Annotated in this window: 19 protein-coding genes; 10 read left to right on the top strand and 9 right to left on the bottom strand. The window is 70.4% G+C overall.

All coding sequences use genetic code 11. The features are described from left to right. Nucleotides 1–17: 17 nt before the first annotated feature. Nucleotides 18–701 (top strand): hypothetical protein, encoded by a 684-nt coding sequence (locus ACLQ2O_RS00755; RefSeq protein WP_425826031.1) that lies wholly within the window; start codon nt 18–20, stop codon nt 699–701. Between the two features lie 70 nt (nt 702–771). Here ACLQ2O_RS00755 and ACLQ2O_RS00750 read toward each other — a convergent pair whose 3' ends face one another. Further along, nucleotides 772–1986 (bottom strand): hypothetical protein, encoded by a 1215-nt coding sequence (locus tag ACLQ2O_RS00750; protein WP_425826029.1) that lies wholly within the window; start codon nt 1984–1986, stop codon nt 772–774. Nucleotides 1987–2172: 186 nt separating this feature from the next. Here ACLQ2O_RS00750 and ACLQ2O_RS00745 point away from each other — a divergent pair, with 186 nt between their 5' ends. After that, entirely contained in the window at nt 2173–2694 is a 522-nt protein-coding gene (locus ACLQ2O_RS00745) for a SigE family RNA polymerase sigma factor (RefSeq protein WP_425826027.1), read from the top strand. After that, nucleotides 2691–3671, top strand: coding sequence for a hypothetical protein (locus ACLQ2O_RS00740; protein ID WP_425826025.1), 981 nt, complete (start codon nt 2691–2693; stop codon nt 3669–3671). The genes ACLQ2O_RS00745 and ACLQ2O_RS00740 overlap by 4 nt, the downstream gene beginning before the upstream one ends. Before the next feature lie 309 nt (nt 3672–3980). On the opposite strand, the gene ACLQ2O_RS00735 is transcribed toward ACLQ2O_RS00740, so the two are convergent. Then, nucleotides 3981–4532: a DinB family protein gene (locus tag ACLQ2O_RS00735; RefSeq protein ID WP_425826023.1), complete on the bottom strand. Its 552-nt coding sequence runs from the start codon at nt 4530–4532 to the stop codon at nt 3981–3983. After that, nucleotides 4533–5333: a helix-turn-helix domain-containing protein gene (locus ACLQ2O_RS00730; RefSeq protein ID WP_425826021.1), complete on the bottom strand. Its 801-nt coding sequence runs from the start codon at nt 5331–5333 to the stop codon at nt 4533–4535. It abuts the gene before it with no gap. Nucleotides 5334–5440: 107 nt separating this feature from the next. Here ACLQ2O_RS00730 and ACLQ2O_RS00725 point away from each other — a divergent pair, with 107 nt between their 5' ends. Both ACLQ2O_RS00725 and ACLQ2O_RS00720 read left to right on the top strand, forming a co-directional pair. Next, nucleotides 5441–5794, top strand: coding sequence for a nuclear transport factor 2 family protein (locus ACLQ2O_RS00725; protein ID WP_425826019.1), 354 nt, complete (start codon nt 5441–5443; stop codon nt 5792–5794). A gap of 89 nt (nt 5795–5883) precedes the next feature. After that, nucleotides 5884–7296, top strand: a complete 1413-nt coding sequence (locus tag ACLQ2O_RS00720) for an alpha/beta hydrolase (protein WP_425826017.1) — start codon at nt 5884–5886, stop codon at nt 7294–7296. On the opposite strand, the gene ACLQ2O_RS00715 is transcribed toward ACLQ2O_RS00720, so the two are convergent. Then, nucleotides 7293–8162: an aminoglycoside phosphotransferase family protein gene (locus tag ACLQ2O_RS00715; RefSeq protein WP_425826015.1), complete on the bottom strand. Its 870-nt coding sequence runs from the start codon at nt 8160–8162 to the stop codon at nt 7293–7295. The genes ACLQ2O_RS00720 and ACLQ2O_RS00715 overlap by 4 nt on opposite strands. Nucleotides 8163–8258: 96 nt before the next feature. Between ACLQ2O_RS00715 and ACLQ2O_RS00710 the strand changes: the two genes are divergently transcribed. Further along, entirely contained in the window at nt 8259–9041 is a 783-nt protein-coding gene (locus ACLQ2O_RS00710; protein WP_425826013.1) for a methyltransferase domain-containing protein, read from the top strand. Here ACLQ2O_RS00710 and ACLQ2O_RS00705 read toward each other — a convergent pair. Beyond that, complete coding sequence (locus ACLQ2O_RS00705) at nt 9014–9499, bottom strand: GAF domain-containing protein (RefSeq protein WP_425826011.1); 486 nt, start codon at nt 9497–9499, stop codon at nt 9014–9016. The genes ACLQ2O_RS00710 and ACLQ2O_RS00705 overlap by 28 nt on opposite strands. Before the next feature lie 316 nt (nt 9500–9815). Here ACLQ2O_RS00705 and ACLQ2O_RS00700 point away from each other — a divergent pair, with 316 nt between their 5' ends. Together ACLQ2O_RS00700 and ACLQ2O_RS00695 are read left to right on the top strand one after the other, a co-directional pair. Continuing rightward, nucleotides 9816–9941 (top strand): hypothetical protein, encoded by a 126-nt coding sequence (locus ACLQ2O_RS00700; protein ID WP_425826009.1) that lies wholly within the window; start codon nt 9816–9818, stop codon nt 9939–9941. Next, nucleotides 9934–10704, top strand: a complete 771-nt coding sequence (locus tag ACLQ2O_RS00695) for a hypothetical protein (RefSeq protein ID WP_425826007.1) — start codon at nt 9934–9936, stop codon at nt 10702–10704. Before ACLQ2O_RS00700 ends, ACLQ2O_RS00695 begins: the two co-directional genes overlap by 8 nt. 146 nt (nt 10705–10850) lie before the next feature. Here ACLQ2O_RS00695 and ACLQ2O_RS00690 read toward each other — a convergent pair whose 3' ends face one another. From ACLQ2O_RS00690 to ACLQ2O_RS00680, 3 genes are all read right to left on the bottom strand, one after another. Then, the gene (locus tag ACLQ2O_RS00690; RefSeq protein WP_425826005.1) at nt 10851–11162 is read right to left on the bottom strand and encodes a recombinase family protein; all 312 of its coding nucleotides are present in this window, start codon (nt 11160–11162) and stop codon (nt 10851–10853) included. After that, a complete protein-coding gene (locus ACLQ2O_RS00685; RefSeq protein WP_184801497.1) occupies nt 11159–11347 on the bottom strand; it encodes a hypothetical protein in 189 nt (62 codons plus the stop codon). Before ACLQ2O_RS00685 ends, ACLQ2O_RS00690 begins: the two co-directional genes overlap by 4 nt. 390 nt (nt 11348–11737) lie before the next feature. Beyond that, entirely contained in the window at nt 11738–13114 is a 1377-nt protein-coding gene (locus ACLQ2O_RS00680) for an MFS transporter (protein ID WP_425826002.1), read from the bottom strand. 69 nt (nt 13115–13183) lie between these two features. Here ACLQ2O_RS00680 and ACLQ2O_RS00675 point away from each other — a divergent pair, with 69 nt between their 5' ends. Next, entirely contained in the window at nt 13184–13612 is a 429-nt protein-coding gene (locus ACLQ2O_RS00675; RefSeq protein ID WP_425826000.1) for a winged helix-turn-helix transcriptional regulator, read from the top strand. Between the two features lie 16 nt (nt 13613–13628). Beyond that, nucleotides 13629–14405 carry a GNAT family N-acetyltransferase gene (locus ACLQ2O_RS00670; protein ID WP_425825998.1) on the top strand — a complete coding sequence of 259 codons (777 nt, stop codon included), beginning with the start codon at nt 13629–13631 and terminating at the stop codon, nt 14403–14405. On the opposite strand, the gene ACLQ2O_RS00665 is transcribed toward ACLQ2O_RS00670, so the two are convergent. Next, complete coding sequence (locus ACLQ2O_RS00665) at nt 14402–15598, bottom strand: MFS transporter (protein ID WP_425825996.1); 1197 nt, start codon at nt 15596–15598, stop codon at nt 14402–14404. The genes ACLQ2O_RS00670 and ACLQ2O_RS00665 overlap by 4 nt on opposite strands. Nucleotides 15599–15646 lie beyond the last annotated feature (48 nt).

Raw genomic sequence — 15646 nt, 5'->3', positions numbered from 1 at the left:
GGACAAGCAGCATGCGGATGCGACTGATCACCAGCGGCGTCGCGGCCGTCGCGGCCGCGGGCGTGATCGCCGGTACGGCGGCACTCACCGGCACCAACGACACCGCGGTCGCGGGCACTCCGGGGCCAGCCGCCGGCGCCCCGGCGGCTCCGGCACCCGCCCCGGCGGCTCCGGCACCCGCCGCGGCCGTCCCGGCCGCCCGGCCGGCCGCGAAGCCGGTGCCCAAGGCAACCAAGTTCGTGTTCCAGAACTCCCGGCCGTCGGTCGGTACGCTCGCGTCGGGCCGGGAGGTGGCGCTGGGCGACCACCTGTTCTTCACCACCCGCGGGACGCGGTGGGCCGTGATCAGCCGGGTGCCGGGCGAGCCGGCGTACGAGCCGTTCGGCTGGCGCCGTACGGTCGGCAACGCGAACATCGGTGACGGCACATCGCCCGGCATCCAGAGCTCCGGAGCGGTCCACAGCTCGGTCTTCAAGAGCGCCAGGGTCAGCACCGTCGTCTACACGCTGGGCCGGAAGGCCTGGTACGCGAAGGTGTACCGGTTGGCGGGTATTCCGGGATGGGTGGAGTCCTCGGCGCGGCTGACCGCCGAGCAGCAGCCCGGCGCGAAGGGCGCGCAGGCCTCCGTCTTCGCGTACGACGCGAGCGGCCGGCTGATCGCCAAGTTCGGCGACGCCAAGGGCGACCCGCTCGCGAAGTAGACAACGCAGGAACCGCGTCCGGAGAGTCCCGCCCGAGGCTCTCCGGACGCGGTCGTCAGGGGGTGTCTCCCTAGCAGGCGCCGAAGGAACCGGCGTTGATCCAGGCCTTGGCCACGTACATTCCGGCGTGCACGCGCAGCCAGATGTTCGAGGTGCCCTGGGAGCCGGTCACGCTCTGGCCGGTGACCTGGCACTCGACGGTGACCTGGGCGGACTTGCCGGCCATTCCGACCACGGCACCGGTCGAGCTCGCCGTACTGCGGACGTTCAGGTAGCCGGACGTGATCGAGACCGTGCCGCGGCCGCCGTCACCGGTCCACAGGTAGGTCGTGTCGACCCAGGCGTTGTTGGTCAGCTTGAGCGCGTCCCAGAACGTGCCGTCGGCGAGGTCGATCCCGGCCGGGTTGGCGACCGTGCGGCCGAAGCCGTCCTTCCCGCCGTTGTAGCCGTCCTGGTACGCCGCCTGCGACTCGGGCTTGCCCTGCGGCAGGTCCTTCCACATCTCGCGGGTGGCGCTCGGGTTCCAGTAGTCGTCCTTGGTGTTCCACGGGCCGACGTCCCAGACCGGTTCGAACGCGCAGCGGAGCGTGCCGGTCGTCGTACAGACCTTGACCGAGTAGTTGCCCGAGCCGTTGTTCGCCAGTCCGCGCCGTGACGGCAGGGCGACGAAGTGGTCCCGGCTGACGATCACGTGCCCGTTGGCCGTCGTACCGCCGACCAGGCCTTCGCGGGTGGCGTAGACCCGCGACTTCAGTGGCGCGGCCTGGACCTTCAGGCCGGTAGCGACCTTGTCGGTGGGCTGGACGCGGACGTCGCCGACCCACGGCTTGGCGCCGGTCGCCGGGGCGGCGACGATGATGCGGAGCTGGACCTGGTCGCTCGCGCCGGGCAGCGCGGTCGGCGTACCGGCCTTGGCCGGCGTCCACTCGGACCACCTGTCCCGCACGAGAGCCCGTACGTCGACCTCCGCGGTCGAGCCGTCCGGCGTACCGGTGGTGTAGTCGACGACGACCGCCGACGTGGCGGCGGGGAAGCGGACCGGGTCGAGGTTGCCGATCCCGGACCGCTGCTTGATCTCGGCCGAGCCCATCCGGACGGGCGCGTCGCCGAGAATGATCCGGCTGCCGTCGACCGTGACGTTGGTGGAGCCTTCGGCCGGCCGGGTGGCGACCCCGATCGGGTCGGTGCCGGCCGCCGTACTGGGCAGGACGGCGGCTGCGAGGGGTGCTGCGGCCAGGGCGGCGGCGACGCAGAGTGCGGCCGCGGACCTGCGGGTGATACGCATGGCGGTACCTCCGGGGCGGTGAGGACGCTGTCACCGGGTGCGACACCCGGCGCACCGATCGTGACAAACAAACACGGCCCTTGCATAGCGCGTGAAAAAACTTCTTCGAAGTATTTCGGGTACGGACAGAACCTCACCGGTGACTCAACGGGTTTGGACCGGTGTGACAGAGGCGAAGGAGAATCGATGACCCGGGCCGCGGACGCCGATTTCGAGCGGTTCGTGCGGGCGCAGTCGACGCCGTTGCTGCGTTTCGCCGAGATGCTCTGCGGCGATCGGCACACCGCGGAGGACCTGGTCCAGCAGGCGCTGATGCGGTCCTACCCGAAGTGGCACCGGCTGGACGGCGATCGGCTTCGCTACGTCCGCCGCGTGCTGGTCAACCGGTTCCTCTCGCAGGCTCGCCGGCGCTGGTCCAACGAAGTGCCCAGCGACCCGGTGGACAACGACTGGGACGACCGGTCGGTGGCGGACTTCGCCGGTGAGGTGCAGACCCGTGAAGCCGTGCTGTCAGCTCTCGGTGGGCTGACAGTGCGTGAGCGGACCGTGGTCGCCCTGCGGTACTCGCAGGACCTCTCCGAGGCGGAGACCGCCGAGCTTCTCGGCATGGCCCCCGGGACCGTGAAGAGCACGGCCTCCCGGGCCCTGGCCAAGCTGCGTCTGGCACCCGACCTGATCGAATCCGGAGTAGTTGGAGGAACAAGATGAGCGACGAGCAGCGGGTGCGCAGCGCGCTCGAGTACGACCTGGAGCCGTGGCAGCCCGACCCGGCCGACCTGATGCGCCGGGGCCGGCGCCTGGCCTGGCTCCGCCGCGGACTGGCCGCGGCGGGCGTGACCGCTCTCGCCGGCAGCGTCGCGACGGTGTCCGCCGCGATCGGTGGACCGTCCGACGTCCGCAACCTGCTCGCCGGTGGCGACAAGCCGCCGGTCCCGGTCGAGCTCCCGGCCGGTACGCCGTCCACGCTGCCGTCGGTCGACCCGACCTGCCTGCCGAAGGTGCCGAGCAAGGTCAAGATCGAGGCGTCGGTCGAGGCGAGGGTGGAAGGCGAGCTGCCCAAGGGCAAGCCGTCGCTGCCGACCGCCAAGCCCTCCCTGCCGGGCAAGCCCGCGCTGCCGTCGGTCCCGGTGCCGACCGGTAAGCCTTCCCTCCCGGGGAAGTCGTCGCTGCCGACCACGAAGCCGTCCCTCCCGGGCAAGCCGGGCCTCCCGACCACGCTGCCCACGGGCAAGCCGTCGCTGCCTGGGAAGCTGCCGAACCTGCCGGGCAAGCCCAGCCTGCCGACGGTGCCGACCAAGCTGCCGAGCGGCAAGCCGTCGCTGCCCTCGGTCCCGGTGCCGACCGGTAAGCCTTCCCTGCCTGGCAAGCCGACGTTGCCGACCGCGAAGCCGTCGCTCCCGGGCAAGCCCGCCCTGCCGTCGTGCGTGACCGACCACGTGCCGACCGCGCCGCCGGTGAACGTCCCGACGACGCTGCCGTCCGTACCGGGCAAGCCGTCGCTCCCGAAGCCGTCGCTGCCCGGCAAGCCCTCACTGCCGACGGTCTCCGTCCCGACCGGGAAGCCGTCCCTGCCGGGCCGGCCTTCCCTCCCGCTGCCGACGGCCAAGCCGTCGCTGCCGAGCCTTCCTCCCCTGCCCACCGAGCGGCCCACCGGGATTCCCACCGGGCTGCCGACTCATCGGTAGTCGTCCCTCCCCTTCACACCGATGACACCGTCGGCCGGCCCGCGGGCGGAACGGGCCGGTCGCCGGTGGGGCACAGAAAATCGCATCAGCGCGAAAGGTTTTGGGGCCGCCCGGTCTGGACTGAGGAGGAAGGGAGCGCAGCGACCGACCGACGAGGGAAGACCGGGCGACAGAGCCCCAAAACCCGCGGCGACGAAGTCGACGCCAAAAGCACAGCTTTCACGCGCCGAGAACGCGTGATCCAACGGCCGCAGTTGATGAACACCGAGATCAACTGCGGCCCCACCGGCGGGTGGGGCCTCGGGGGTCCTACTCGCCGGTGGTTCCGTCCGCCAGCTCCCGTACGACGTCCAGCTGGCCCGTGTGCCGCGCGTACTCCTGCAGCACGTGGAACAAGATCCACCCCAGCGTCGGCTTCACGTCCTCGGCGCCGAACCGCCCGCCCTCCTTGGACCGCATCCCGAGCGCGCCGACGCCGACGACACCGACGCCCTGAACAGCCGCCGCCTCGGCCTTGACGACACCGGCGACGATCTCCCGGGTCCGCTCCCCGCCTTCCCGTAGCGCGACCAGCAAAGCGTCGAGCGTGTCGCCGTCCTCCAGCCGCCAGCGCTCGTCGGCGTCGCTGTCACCCCACGGCTGATCGACCTGCTCCGCCGTGAACCCCCAGCGAAGCCACCGCCGTTCCATGAACACCAGATGCTTCAGCAGCTCCAGCGGCGACCACCCCGACGGCAGCCGGCTCGCCCGGAGCTCCTCCTCGGACAGCCCGTCGAGCTTGCGCCGTACGGTCTCGCGGTAGAAGTCGAGCCAGGCCAGCGGGAGCTCGACCGGGTCGCCGAGACGTTCGTCGGGCAGCATTCAGAACAGCTCCTTGAGGTACTCGGCCGTCGCGTCGTCCGCGGGGAAGAACTGCTCGATCATCAGCTCCGACACCGTCACGTCGAGCGGCGTCCCGAACGTCGCGATCGTGGTCAGCAGCGACAGCTCCCGGTCTCCGCGCCGCAGCTTCAGCGGTACGACGACCTCCGGCGCCGGCGTGGTCGCGACCCGGTCGCCGCCGGGGACACCGTACGCGCGCAGTTCGTCGTACAGGTCCTGGAGGTCGGGATCGGCGGTGCTCGTGATCTGGCGGTGCAACGTGCTCAGCGTGCTCGCGCGGATCTCGGCCAGGTTGGTGATCCGGCCGCCGAGACCGTCGGGGTGCAGCGTGAGGCGGAGTGCGTTGATCGGCGCCGCGAGCAACTCGGGCGCGACGTCCTCGGTGAAGAGCCTGGCGGCGGCGTTGGTCTCGACGATGTTCCACCAGCGGTCGACGACCAACGCCGGGAACGGTTCGTGCGCCTTGAGTAGCCGACGCAGTGTCTCGCGGACCGCCAGCATCGCCGGGGAGTGCAGCGACGCCTCGCTGTAGATCGGGGCGTAGCCGCCGGCGAGCAGCAGTTGGTTGCGGTCCCGCAGCGGTACTTCGAGGTGCTCGGCCAGCCGTAGCACCATCTCGCGGCTCGGCTTGGACCGACCGTTCTCGACGAAGCTGACGTGGCGGGTCGACACCTCGACCTGGTTGGCCAGGTCGAGCTGACTGAGCCGTCGTCGCTCGCGCCAACCGCGCAACAGCTCGCCCACGGGCCGCTGGAAGGTCTCCTCGGCGATCATCGTCATGCCCCGACGGTAACCGGCCAGGTGATCACCGGCATGACCTCCGACGTCATGGCCGGATCGCGGGCCCCGGCGGCAGGGTGGTGCCAACCGATCCTGAGGAGGACACGATGATCCTGGCCGAGCAGTACTTCGCCATCTGGAACGAAACCGACGTCGAGCAGCGGGCCGCCGCGCTCGAGAAGACCTGGGCGCCGGACGGCACCTTCGTCGACCCAAGCTTCGAGGCGACCGGGTACGACGAGCTGAGCACGATGATCGGTACCGCGCAGGGCATGTTCCCCGGCCTGCGGTTCACCGCGACCGGGACCCCCGACGCGCACCACGACCGGATCCGCTGGACCTGGGAGCTCGCCCCCGAGGGCCAGCCGGCCGTTGCCGGAGGCACCGACATCGTCACCGTCGCCGCGGACGGGCGGATCAGCTCGGTGGTCGGGTTCATCGACTTCGCGCCGGCGCACTAGTGCGTGTCTGGCAACGGGGACCTGGGGATGATCCTGACCCCTCCGATCGGCTGATGCCGGGCGAAACTCGCGGTGCGTAGCTTGATCGGATGCTGATCAAGGGACTACTGGCGTTGAGCCTGGTCGGAGCGGGTCTGCTGCCCGCCGTACCGGCTGCTGCCACCGCGCCGCTCGACTGGAAGCCTTGTACGGAAGGGCAGACGACCGAGTGCGCGCGGCTCGAGGTGCCGCTCGACTACGCGCGGCCGTCGGCGGGGCAGACGGAGCTGCTGGTCGCCAGGGCGCCGGCCCGGGATCAGGCGCACAAGGTCGGCGTACTGACCTACAACCCGGGTGGGCCCGGCGGTGCCGGTGCGTCGATCCTCGCTGCCGGGCTTGCCGGCGAGCTGTTCGGCGACCAGTTGCTCGACCGGTTCGATGTGGTCAGCTTCGACCCGCGCGGAACGGGCGGATCGAGCCAGCTCGACTGCGGCCCGGTGCTGTGGCCCGGCGTACCGGTGTTCCCGCGGACGAAGGCCCAGTACGACGCGCTCGTGGCGTCCAGCAAGTCGTTCGGCGAGGCCTGCCTGGCCAAGAACGGCGAGCTGATGCGGCACCTCGACACCCGGACGGCGGCCCGCGACCTCGACTCTATCCGGGCCGCGCTCGGTGTCGACAAGATCAGCTACTTCGGGCCGTCGTACGGGTCGTACCTGGGGACGACGTACGCGCAGCTCTTCCCGCGCCGGATCGACCGGATGGTGCTCGACGGGATCGTCGACCACGCGCAGGGGTCGACCCGGTTCATGCTCAGCGAGGCGCGCGAGATGGAGCTCGGGTTCGACCGGCTCGCGGCGTGGTGCGACAAGACGCCGGCGTGCGCGTTGCACGGGCAGGACGTCGGGAAGGTGTTCGACGCGGTCGTCCGCAAGGCCGACCGGAAGCCGCTGACCGGTGGGGTCAACGGCGACTACATCCGGATGGCGTTGCCGGCGTACCTGCCGACGCTGGGCGACCAGGCCGGGCCGTGGAGCACGTTCACCGCCGCGCTGGCCAAGGCGGCCGGCGGGGACGGGTCGGGGTTCCTCGGCGGGAGCTACGTGGGGAACCCGGAGTCGGCGTACACGGCGGTGTCGTGCATGGACTTCCCTGGTGAGCTCCGCGGATTTGCCGATGTCCGGGCACGGCTCGCGATGGCTCACGCCGTCGCACCGCGCGTCGGCGCCGCGGTCGAGGGCTGGGTGATGGCGGCCTCGTGCTCCGGCTGGCCGATCAAGCCGACCAACCCGTGGAAGCCGACCCCGATCGCCGACGCACCCCCGATGCTGATCCTGAACAACACCCACGACCCGGCCACACCCCTCAACCAGGCCATCAGCCTGCAACGACAGATCCGCGGCAGCCAACTCCTGGTCAGCAACACCTACGGCCACACGTCCTGGTTCAACTCAGCCTGCGCCCGCACCCACGCGACGACGTACTTCCTCACCGGCAAGCTCCCAGCCCGCGGCACCAGCTGCTAGAGCAGGGCGTCCAGGAGGCGGCGGCATCTGACTGGGTCTGTGGTCAGGCCGACGCTCAGGCCCCACATCCAGTAGTCCACCGTTCGGAAGACCACCCAGTCGCGGGCGTACGAGCGGTCGAGGTCGGCTGCTCGTACGACGGTGTCGAAGCAGGCTCTGATCTCCGCGTCGTCGGCCATCTCGTCGAGTCGGGTCCACAGGATGCGGCCCAGGTCGAACTCGATGTCGCCTCGGTAGAGCACCGGGTCGACGACCAGCCATTCCTCCCGCTCCCCGCGAAGGACCTGCGCCGAGTGGAGGTCCCCGTTGACCGCGGCTGTGGCGTCGGATCCGGCCAGCCGGTCCGCGATCTCGAGAGCAGCCATCAGGTACGCCGGCTCAACTGCCCCGGTATGCCCCGCCAACTGCCCTTCCATCTGCTGGACGCGAGCCCGCACGATCTCTTGTGTGGACAACGCATCGACCGGCCCCTCGATCCCGAGCCGCCGCATCAACCTGCCCAGCACCTCGACTGCTTCCCCCACCGGCCGCTCGTCCAGCGGCGCTCCGAGCAGCTCGAGCAACATCGCTCCGCGCGCCGCGTCGGCGTCGTACAGGCGGACCGTTCCCCGCCCGTCCCACCAGCGCAGGGCCCGCGCCTGGTCGGAGACCTCGTCCCCCGGCGGCGACATCCGCAGCGCGAACCTGGCGCCACCCCGCTCCACCGGCACGACCACCGCGTTGGACCCGTGCGCGACGTTTCCGTCGACCGTCAGCCCCCATCGAGCACACTGCGTGTCCACCTCGTCCGGTAGCGCAGCCAGCCACTCGGCCCCTTCGGTCCACCACCGGGGCATCTCCAGAAACGACTGAGGAAGTTCGATCACGCGATGAAGGTAACCGTCGAGCGTGCGATCAACCGACTCCTTTTCAGCACCGATCACGCGCCCCATGATGAGCAGCATGGCGTTGAGGTGGAGAGGATGAGCAGTTTGGAGTTCGATCCGGAGGTGTCGCGGCAGATCGAGGCGATGTACACGACGCCGGACGTGGTCGAGCAGCGGCGGGTGGTGCGGATGGCGCTGGCGCTGCGACCGGGGGACCGGGTGCTCGACGTCGGGGTCGGGCCGGGGCTGCTGGCGGCGGAGATGGCGGGTGAGGTCGGGCCGGACGGGCGGGTGAGCGGGGTCGACATCAGCGACAGCATGCTCGCGATCGCGGGCACGCGGGCCGACGTACCGGGTGGGCCGCCGCTGGAGCTCGAGGCGGCGTCGGTGGCACGGCTTCCGTACGGCGCGGAGAACTTCGACGTCGTCGTGTCGACCCAGGTCTTCGAGTACGTCGACGACGTCGCGGGCGCGCTCGCCGAGATCCGTCGCGTCCTCCGCCCGGCCGGGCGCGTCCTGCTGCTCGACACCGACTGGGGCTCGATCGTCTGGCGGTCCGGCGACGACACGCGGATGGCTCGGGTGCTGGGCGCGTTCGAGGAGCACCTGCAGGATCCGCACCTGCCGCGGTCGCTCGGCGATGCTCTCGACAAGGCGGGTTTCACTCGCACCCACCTGCAGGTCATCCCGCTGCTCAACGTCGGCTTCGACCACCGCACGTACAGCGCCGGCCTGATCGACATCGTCTCCGCCTTCGTCCCCGGCCGCGCCGAACTCACCGAGGCCGACGCCGAAGCCTGGGCCGACGACCTCCGCAGCCAAGGCGAGAGCTACTTCTTCAGCCTCAACCGCTACCTCTTCGTCGCCTCGGCCCTCTGAGTCCACAGCTCAGCGGTCGCTGCGCCGGCGTCACGAATCCGCTGGAAGTTCCGCCCACCCCGCGAGAACGTGGACGCCACCTCGGCAGGCACCTCGGCGTACGGCCTCGGCGCCCACACGCACGGGCGGACGTGCACCAGATCGGCTTCGACCGCGGCGGGCGAGGCGTCGTACCGCCAAGGTCCGGCGAGACACCCCAGGCGGTAGAGCCCGTCGATCTCACGCGTCCACACGAAGGAACCGTCGGGCACCTCGGCGAAGCGGTGGAGGCGTCTCGCGGCGCGTTCGTCGTACGACGTGCTCAGCCGCTCGATCGCGTCGTCCAGCGTCGATGGTGGCGGATGAAGCGTGCCGCCGATCCCGCAGAGCCCGAGGTCGAGGGCGCGGTCGACAGCCAGACCGTCGGGTACGTCGTCGCGGCGGGAGCGCATCGGGGCGCGGTGGACCGGAGTGCTCACGGCACCAGGGGGAGGGTGGCCAGGGGACGGGCGCATCGTGGGATGCGCCCGCCACCTTCGGTCGTTCTCCCGCCCCTCAGTGGGAGAACTCGCGGCTCGGTGAGCTCCACCCATGCCCGAATGGGGCCGACTGAACCGCGGGACATGACTACAGGTACCCCACTGCCACCACGTCACACCCGCACTGATGCGAAAACTTTGCATTCCTCGTACGCAAGGCGTCGCGGCGCCATGGACGGATGCGCCGGTGCTGCCTAACCTGGAGCGCGGTTCCGTGACAGGGGAGGTCACGGACGGAGGTGGGGGAAGGTGCACGATGACCGAGCAGCACGACGACGAGCATCTGTACGACGAGGAGCTGGCCGAGGCCGACCTCGACGAGCTGGAAGCGCTGGGCGCCGCGGAGGACGCGGAACTGATCCTCGGGAAAATAGATGCCTGAGGCAAGGATGTCCTGGCGGGGCGCGGCCCTGTGCACGCGGACCGTGGCGATGCTGCAGGCGGCCGAGAAGCTGGCCAAGGTGCCGTTCACGATCATCCAGGGCTCGTACAACAAGGGCGGCGTCACGGCCTCGGCCGGGACGCACGACGGTGGCGGCGCGGTGGATCTCGCCGTGGACCGGTTGACCGCCGTACAGCGCAAGGCTGTCGTGCTGGCGATGCGGCAGGTCGGGTTCGCGGCCTGGCTGCGGACGCCGGCGCAGGGGAACTGGCCGTGGCACGTGCACGCGATCGCGGCCGGCGACAAGGACCTGTCCCGCGGTGCCGCGCACCAGATCGCGGAGTACCGGCGGCGCAAGAACGGGCTGGCCAACCGCGGCGCGGACGACGGGCCGCCCGGGTACTACGGGATGACCTGGGAGATCTACCTGAAGTACCACCCGGGGACGGCGCCCGCGGCCCAGGCGCCGCCGCAGCCGAACACCACGATCTCGCTCGGCGCGATGGAGTACGCCCGGACGCACGACGCGATGAGCGGCGTCTGGGGTGCCGACCGGGCGCAGGTGCTGGCCTGGGCGGCGCACCCGAAGGTCGCGGCGATCGGCAAGCACGAGACCCGGCCACCGGCCGGAGTGGCGTGGCGGGTGCATTTCCAGCAGATGACGCGCAAGATCCAGCAGAGGTTCAAGCTGCCGGTCACCGGCCGGTTCGACGCCGGCACGGCCGCGGTGATGAAGCGCTACGGGTACAAGATCATTGCCTGACGCAACGACAAGGCCCCACCGGTAGCAGCCGGTGGGGCCTTGATTGGTCCACTACCACCCGGGCGCGCCCGGTGCAGCTGTGGAGGTTGGAGAGCGGAACCGGCGCCGATGCAGGGGTCAAGACGCCGGCTCCGCTTGTCTTCGGGTTACCTCGGGCCCGCCGCCCAGGTCTGGGCCTGGTGGAACTCGAGGTGCTGCGTCGCGCCGGGCGATCCGACCGCGCCGACGTGCTGCAGGGTGGGAACGACCACGGCCCGTACGTCGGTCCGCTTCGCCTCGTCCAGCAGCGCGTTGAACGCGGCGGACTGGGCGGAGTCCCGCTCGGTGTAGACCGTGCCGAGGGTGAAGCCCTCGGTGGTGGCGTAGGCGACCAGGGCATCGGTCGCGGCGGCCAACTCCTCCGCGCAGCTGAGCGCGTCGGCGCGGACGTAGCCGAGCAACGTCGGACGGGTGGTCATCGGACCGGGCCGCTGCTGACGAGCGCGGGCTCGTTGGTGACCCGCAGCGAGGCGAACCGCCGCCGCATGGCCTCCTCGTACTGCGCTGCCTGGTCGACGGTCGCGGTGTGGTCCGCGATGGTGTGAGCGCCGAACCAGACCCGCACGCGGCGCTGCTCTGCGGGGATCTCCAGCGACTCGGTCATGGGGCTTTCCTTCTCTGGGTGAGGCGGCGAGTGGGACGCTCGGGCACCTCGTGGGGACGGGGACCGTGGGCTCGCTGCCGGTCGCCGACAGTGAGGAAGCCGGTGACCCACCTCACGTGCTCACGGGTGGTAAGGAAAGAACACCTCAAAAAGAGGTATCCCGTGAATAGACCGGCAAGGACCTTTACAGAGGCCTTACGGCACACCCGCTGCCGGGTCCGTGGAGCGAAGGAAAACCCCTGGTCAGACGTACTGGGACCGGTTCCGGCGGCCGGATCGGGGGACCCCTGTCAAGAATGTTCGCAGGGATTTACCGATAACGGTTCGGCCGCCGGCCGGCGCTCATTCGACGAGCGTTGAATTGTCGGACGTCCTGGTAACCCTGAGCTATCAGGCGGCCACCGTACGGCGTACCAGGGCCGGCGCGCTCGCGGCCAGACCGAGCACCGCGGCCGCCAGCGGGACGACGAGCGCCGTCCGGAAGTCCTCGACGGTCAGCTCGTCCGCCGCGGCCAGGACAGCGGCGACGATCGCCAGACCGAGCGCCGATCCGAACTGGAACGACGTGGTCAGGACGCCGCTCGCGAGGCCCTGCTCCTCCTCGGCGACCCCGTCGGTCGCGGCGATCGTCAGCGGGCCGTACGCGAGCGAGAACGCCAACCCCAGCAGGAGGAACGTCGGCAGCATCGCGAGGTAGGTCCAGTCCGCGCCGAGCGGCAGGAACAGCGCGTACGCCGTGATGGCGAACGCGAACCCGCCGAGCACCACCCGCCCGTTGCCGAAGCGGTTGACCAGCCACGGCGTCAGCGTCGGCGCGAGGATCGCGTCGATGCCCAGCACCATCAGGGCCAGGCCGGTCTCCAGCTCGGACCAGTGCCGCAGTTCCTGCAGGTAGAGCACGGCGATGAACTGGAACCCGACGAACGATCCGACCAGCGCGACGGCCCCGAGGTTGGCCCGGAGGAGTCCGGCGTTGCGCAGGATGCCGAGCCGGACCAGCGGGACCGGCGTACGGCGTTCGATCGTGACGAAGAGGGTGAGCAGCAGCAGTCCTGCCGCGAGGGTGGTCAGCGTCTGGACGACGGGGACGTCGGGTGCGCGGACGACCGACGCGACCAGCAGCATCATCGCGCCGGTCAGGCTGAACGCGCCGCCGAGGTCGAAGACCTTCTTCTCCTGGGTGGCGCGAACCTCCTTGGGCAGGAGGAACATCGCGGCCGGGAGCAGGACCGCGGCCAGCAGGACCGGGGCGAAGAAGACCCAGCGCCAGTCGATCGCGGTGAGCAGGCCGCCGACCACCATGCCGAGCGAGAAGCCCGCCGCGGCGATTCCGGCGTACACGAGCAGGGCCTGGTTGCGCTGCTTGCCCACCGGGTAGCTGGTGGTGATGATCGACAGGCCGGCCGGGGTCATGAAGCCGGCGGCGATCCCGGTGACGAAGCGGGCCAGGATCAGCACCCAGCCGTCGTTCGCCAGGCCGCCGAGGCCGGAGAAGACGAGGAAGACGGCCAGCCAACCGACGAACATCCGGCGCCGGCCGAGCAGGTCCGCCGCGCGGCCGCCGAGCAGCACGAACCCGCCGTACCCGAGCACGTAGGCGCTGACCACCCACTGCAGCTCGCTGGTCGACAGACCGAGCTCGGCCCGGATCGACGGCAGCGCGACGCCCATCATCGAGATGTCGATGCCTTCCAGGAAGATCGCGCCGGACAGCACCAGCAGCACCGCCCAGGATCGGAGGCCGGATGGTGCCTGTGTGGTTGACATGGTGAGTTCCTCATCGTTTGGTCGGTTATCTCTTGTAACTGACTCCATGGTGAGGAACCATCGGGAACTATGGAAGAAGGCACTTCAAAGGAACCGGGTTACCTCGGCTGCCCGGCGGACGCGTTCCAGTGGGACACCCGCGAGGACTGCGAGGTCCGGCAGATCCTGGACCGGATCGGCGACAAGTGGTCGCTGCTGGTGATCGCGCTGCTCGACCACCGCAGCCTGCGCTTCACCGAGTTGAAGAAGACGATCGACGGGATCAGTCAGCGGATGCTGACCGTGACGCTGAGGCAACTGGAAAGGGACGGGCTGGTACGGCGTACGGTCCACCCGGTCGTGCCGCCGCGCGTCGACTACGAGCTCACGCCGCTCGGTGTCACCTTGCACGCGACGATCCAGTCGCTGGTCACCTGGACGGAAACGCACCAGACCGAGGTCGCCTCGGCGCGGGCCGCCTACGACATCCGCACCACCGCGGAGAAGGCCAAGGCCTGACGCCTACGATCACAGCATGGGGATCGCAGCGCGGATTGCCGCCGCTCAGTTGTCAGGGCTCGCCCGGAGCCGCCGTCAGATCGTCGCCGGCCCGCTGGTCGGGCTGCTGCACGACGACGACGTGTGGTTCCTGTCCACGATGCTCGCCGCCGACCCCGGGACGCCGTTCGACCCCGACGAGGTCTCGTGGGCGCTCGACACCGTCCGCCTGGCCTTCGCCGCCGAAGAGCGCTGGCTGCACGGCGAGCTGATCGAGGAAGCCAACCCCGGCCTCGCCGAGGCGCTCACCGAGCACGGCATGATCATCCGCTCCCGCCCGCCGCTCCTCGCCGTCGAACCGGCCGATCTGGTGATCCCCGACCTCCCCGACGGCATCACCGCGGCGCGCGTCGCGACGGCTGAAGAGCATGCCGAGGGCAACGCGGTCGCTGCCGACGCCTACAAGACCGAGGACGTCGCCACCACCTTCCAGCCCGACCCCGCGAGCGGCGGCGCCGTCCTGATCCGCGAGAACGGCGTACCGGTCGCCATCGCTTCCTGGACCGCGATCGCCGACGGCGTGACCGAGGTCGTCGGCGTCGGCACTCTGCACTCCCACCGTCGCCGCGGCCTCGGCGCCCTCGCGACGGCGTACGCGACCCAGCACGCCTTCGAGTCCGCGGGCGCCGACCTCGCCTGGCTCACGCCGGGCGACGAAGGGGCCGACCGCATCTACCGCCGCCTCGGGTACGAGCCCAAGGCAACGGCTGTCCACCTCGGCGACCCCGGTGGTCACCTGGAAGACCTTGTCTAGCTGGGCTTTCGCGTCAGCTCCGCCGGATGTCCCGGTACGACGTACAGCGTGATCGGTGCGGCCAGTACGGCGAAAGCGGCCAGCAGGTTGAGCGTCAACGGAAGCTCAGCGACCAGTGTTACGGCCGGCGCCGCGAGCGCTCCGACGACCGCCGCCAGCGCGTCGATCGCGAAGAACAGCGCACCGACCTGCGCGAGCATGCCCGGCGTCGTCACCCGCTGCACGGTCGTCTCGGTCGTGATCAGCAGCACGCTTCCCGGGATCCCGATCAGGACGGCGGCGGCGATCGCCCACGGGACGCCGGGCGCGTTCACCAACGCGAAGAACGCCGCTCCCGTCGCGAGCTGGGTCGCCGCGACCAGGTCGCGAATCCCCAACCAGGAGAGGGATTTCACGCTGATCGCGGCCCCGAGCAGGTAACCGGCGCCGAGCCCGGAGAACACGTAACCGACCGTGTACCCCGGCGCGTCGAGCCGGTCGACCATCAGCGGCACCAGCAGTGCTGTCAGTCCGGCGTTGGCGGTCAGGAAGATCCCGTTGCCGGCGAGTAGTCCACGCAGAGGCCTCGAGCGTACGGCGTACCGAAGTCCCTCGAGGGGCCGGAGCGGCTGGCGCGCCGCACGCTCCGGTCGCGTCCTGATCGCGGCAATTGTTGCTGCCGACAACAAGTAGCTCACGATGTCGACCAGGAGCACGACCGTGATCCCCGGTCCGGCCAGCAGCAGTGCGCCCAGCGGCGGAGCGCCCAGTCGCGTCACGCTCCCCGCGAACGCCCTGGCCGCATTGGCGGCGGCCAGTTCCGGCCCGGTCCCCACCACGCTCGGCAGCAACGCCCGCGAGGCCGGCCGAAAGACGGTCGTCGCCGCGTTCTCCACGAGGATCGCCAGGTAGATCATCCACAACCGCTCCGGCCGATCGGCGAACAGGATCAGCCCCACCGCGGCCGCACTCACCAGGTCGGCGACCCACATGGCCCGCGCCAGGTCCCAGCGATCCAGCAGCACTCCCGCCCAGGGCCCGAGCAGCAGTGCAGGCAACGCCTCCAACGCCAACGTGAGCCCGGTCGCCGCCGCGGACCCGGTCAGCTGGAACACATGAAACGGAACCGCCACCACCAGCAACCAGGACCCGACCCCCGACACGGCCCCACTCGCCCACACCAGCCGAAAGTCCCTGTTCCCCCAGATGCTCACGCCGCTGACGGTATCTCCACAGAACACTCCTAGGCAACACTGTTCTGA

The organism is Kribbella sp. DT2 (genome assembly GCF_049844575.1).
Classification (GTDB): Bacteria; Actinomycetota; Actinomycetes; order Propionibacteriales; family Kribbellaceae; genus Kribbella.
The sequence above is the reverse complement of the archived record's forward strand: the minus strand, read 5'-3'. Positions and strand labels throughout refer to the sequence as shown.

Coding starts and splice junctions, on each gene's coding strand:
- ACLQ2O_RS00755 (WP_425826031.1), top strand. CDS start 18: ATGCGACTGATCACCAGCGGCGTCGCGGCCGTCGCGGCCGCGGGCGTG.
- ACLQ2O_RS00750 (WP_425826029.1), bottom strand. CDS start 1,986: ATGCGTATCACCCGCAGGTCCGCGGCCGCACTCTGCGTCGCCGCCGCC.
- ACLQ2O_RS00745 (WP_425826027.1), top strand. CDS start 2,173: ATGACCCGGGCCGCGGACGCCGATTTCGAGCGGTTCGTGCGGGCGCAG.
- ACLQ2O_RS00740 (WP_425826025.1), top strand. CDS start 2,691: ATGAGCGACGAGCAGCGGGTGCGCAGCGCGCTCGAGTACGACCTGGAG.
- ACLQ2O_RS00735 (WP_425826023.1), bottom strand. CDS start 4,532: ATGCTGCCCGACGAACGTCTCGGCGACCCGGTCGAGCTCCCGCTGGCC.
- ACLQ2O_RS00730 (WP_425826021.1), bottom strand. CDS start 5,333: ATGACGATGATCGCCGAGGAGACCTTCCAGCGGCCCGTGGGCGAGCTG.
- ACLQ2O_RS00725 (WP_425826019.1), top strand. CDS start 5,441: ATGATCCTGGCCGAGCAGTACTTCGCCATCTGGAACGAAACCGACGTC.
- ACLQ2O_RS00720 (WP_425826017.1), top strand. CDS start 5,884: ATGCTGATCAAGGGACTACTGGCGTTGAGCCTGGTCGGAGCGGGTCTG.
- ACLQ2O_RS00710 (WP_425826013.1), top strand. CDS start 8,259: ATGAGCAGTTTGGAGTTCGATCCGGAGGTGTCGCGGCAGATCGAGGCG.
- ACLQ2O_RS00700 (WP_425826009.1), top strand. CDS start 9,816: ATGACCGAGCAGCACGACGACGAGCATCTGTACGACGAGGAGCTGGCC.
- ACLQ2O_RS00695 (WP_425826007.1), top strand. CDS start 9,934: ATGCCTGAGGCAAGGATGTCCTGGCGGGGCGCGGCCCTGTGCACGCGG.
- ACLQ2O_RS00690 (WP_425826005.1), bottom strand. CDS start 11,162: ATGACCACCCGTCCGACGTTGCTCGGCTACGTCCGCGCCGACGCGCTC.
- ACLQ2O_RS00685 (WP_184801497.1), bottom strand. CDS start 11,347: ATGACCGAGTCGCTGGAGATCCCCGCAGAGCAGCGCCGCGTGCGGGTC.
- ACLQ2O_RS00680 (WP_425826002.1), bottom strand. CDS start 13,114: ATGTCAACCACACAGGCACCATCCGGCCTCCGATCCTGGGCGGTGCTG.
- ACLQ2O_RS00675 (WP_425826000.1), top strand. CDS start 13,184: ATGGAAGAAGGCACTTCAAAGGAACCGGGTTACCTCGGCTGCCCGGCG.
- ACLQ2O_RS00670 (WP_425825998.1), top strand. CDS start 13,629: ATGGGGATCGCAGCGCGGATTGCCGCCGCTCAGTTGTCAGGGCTCGCC.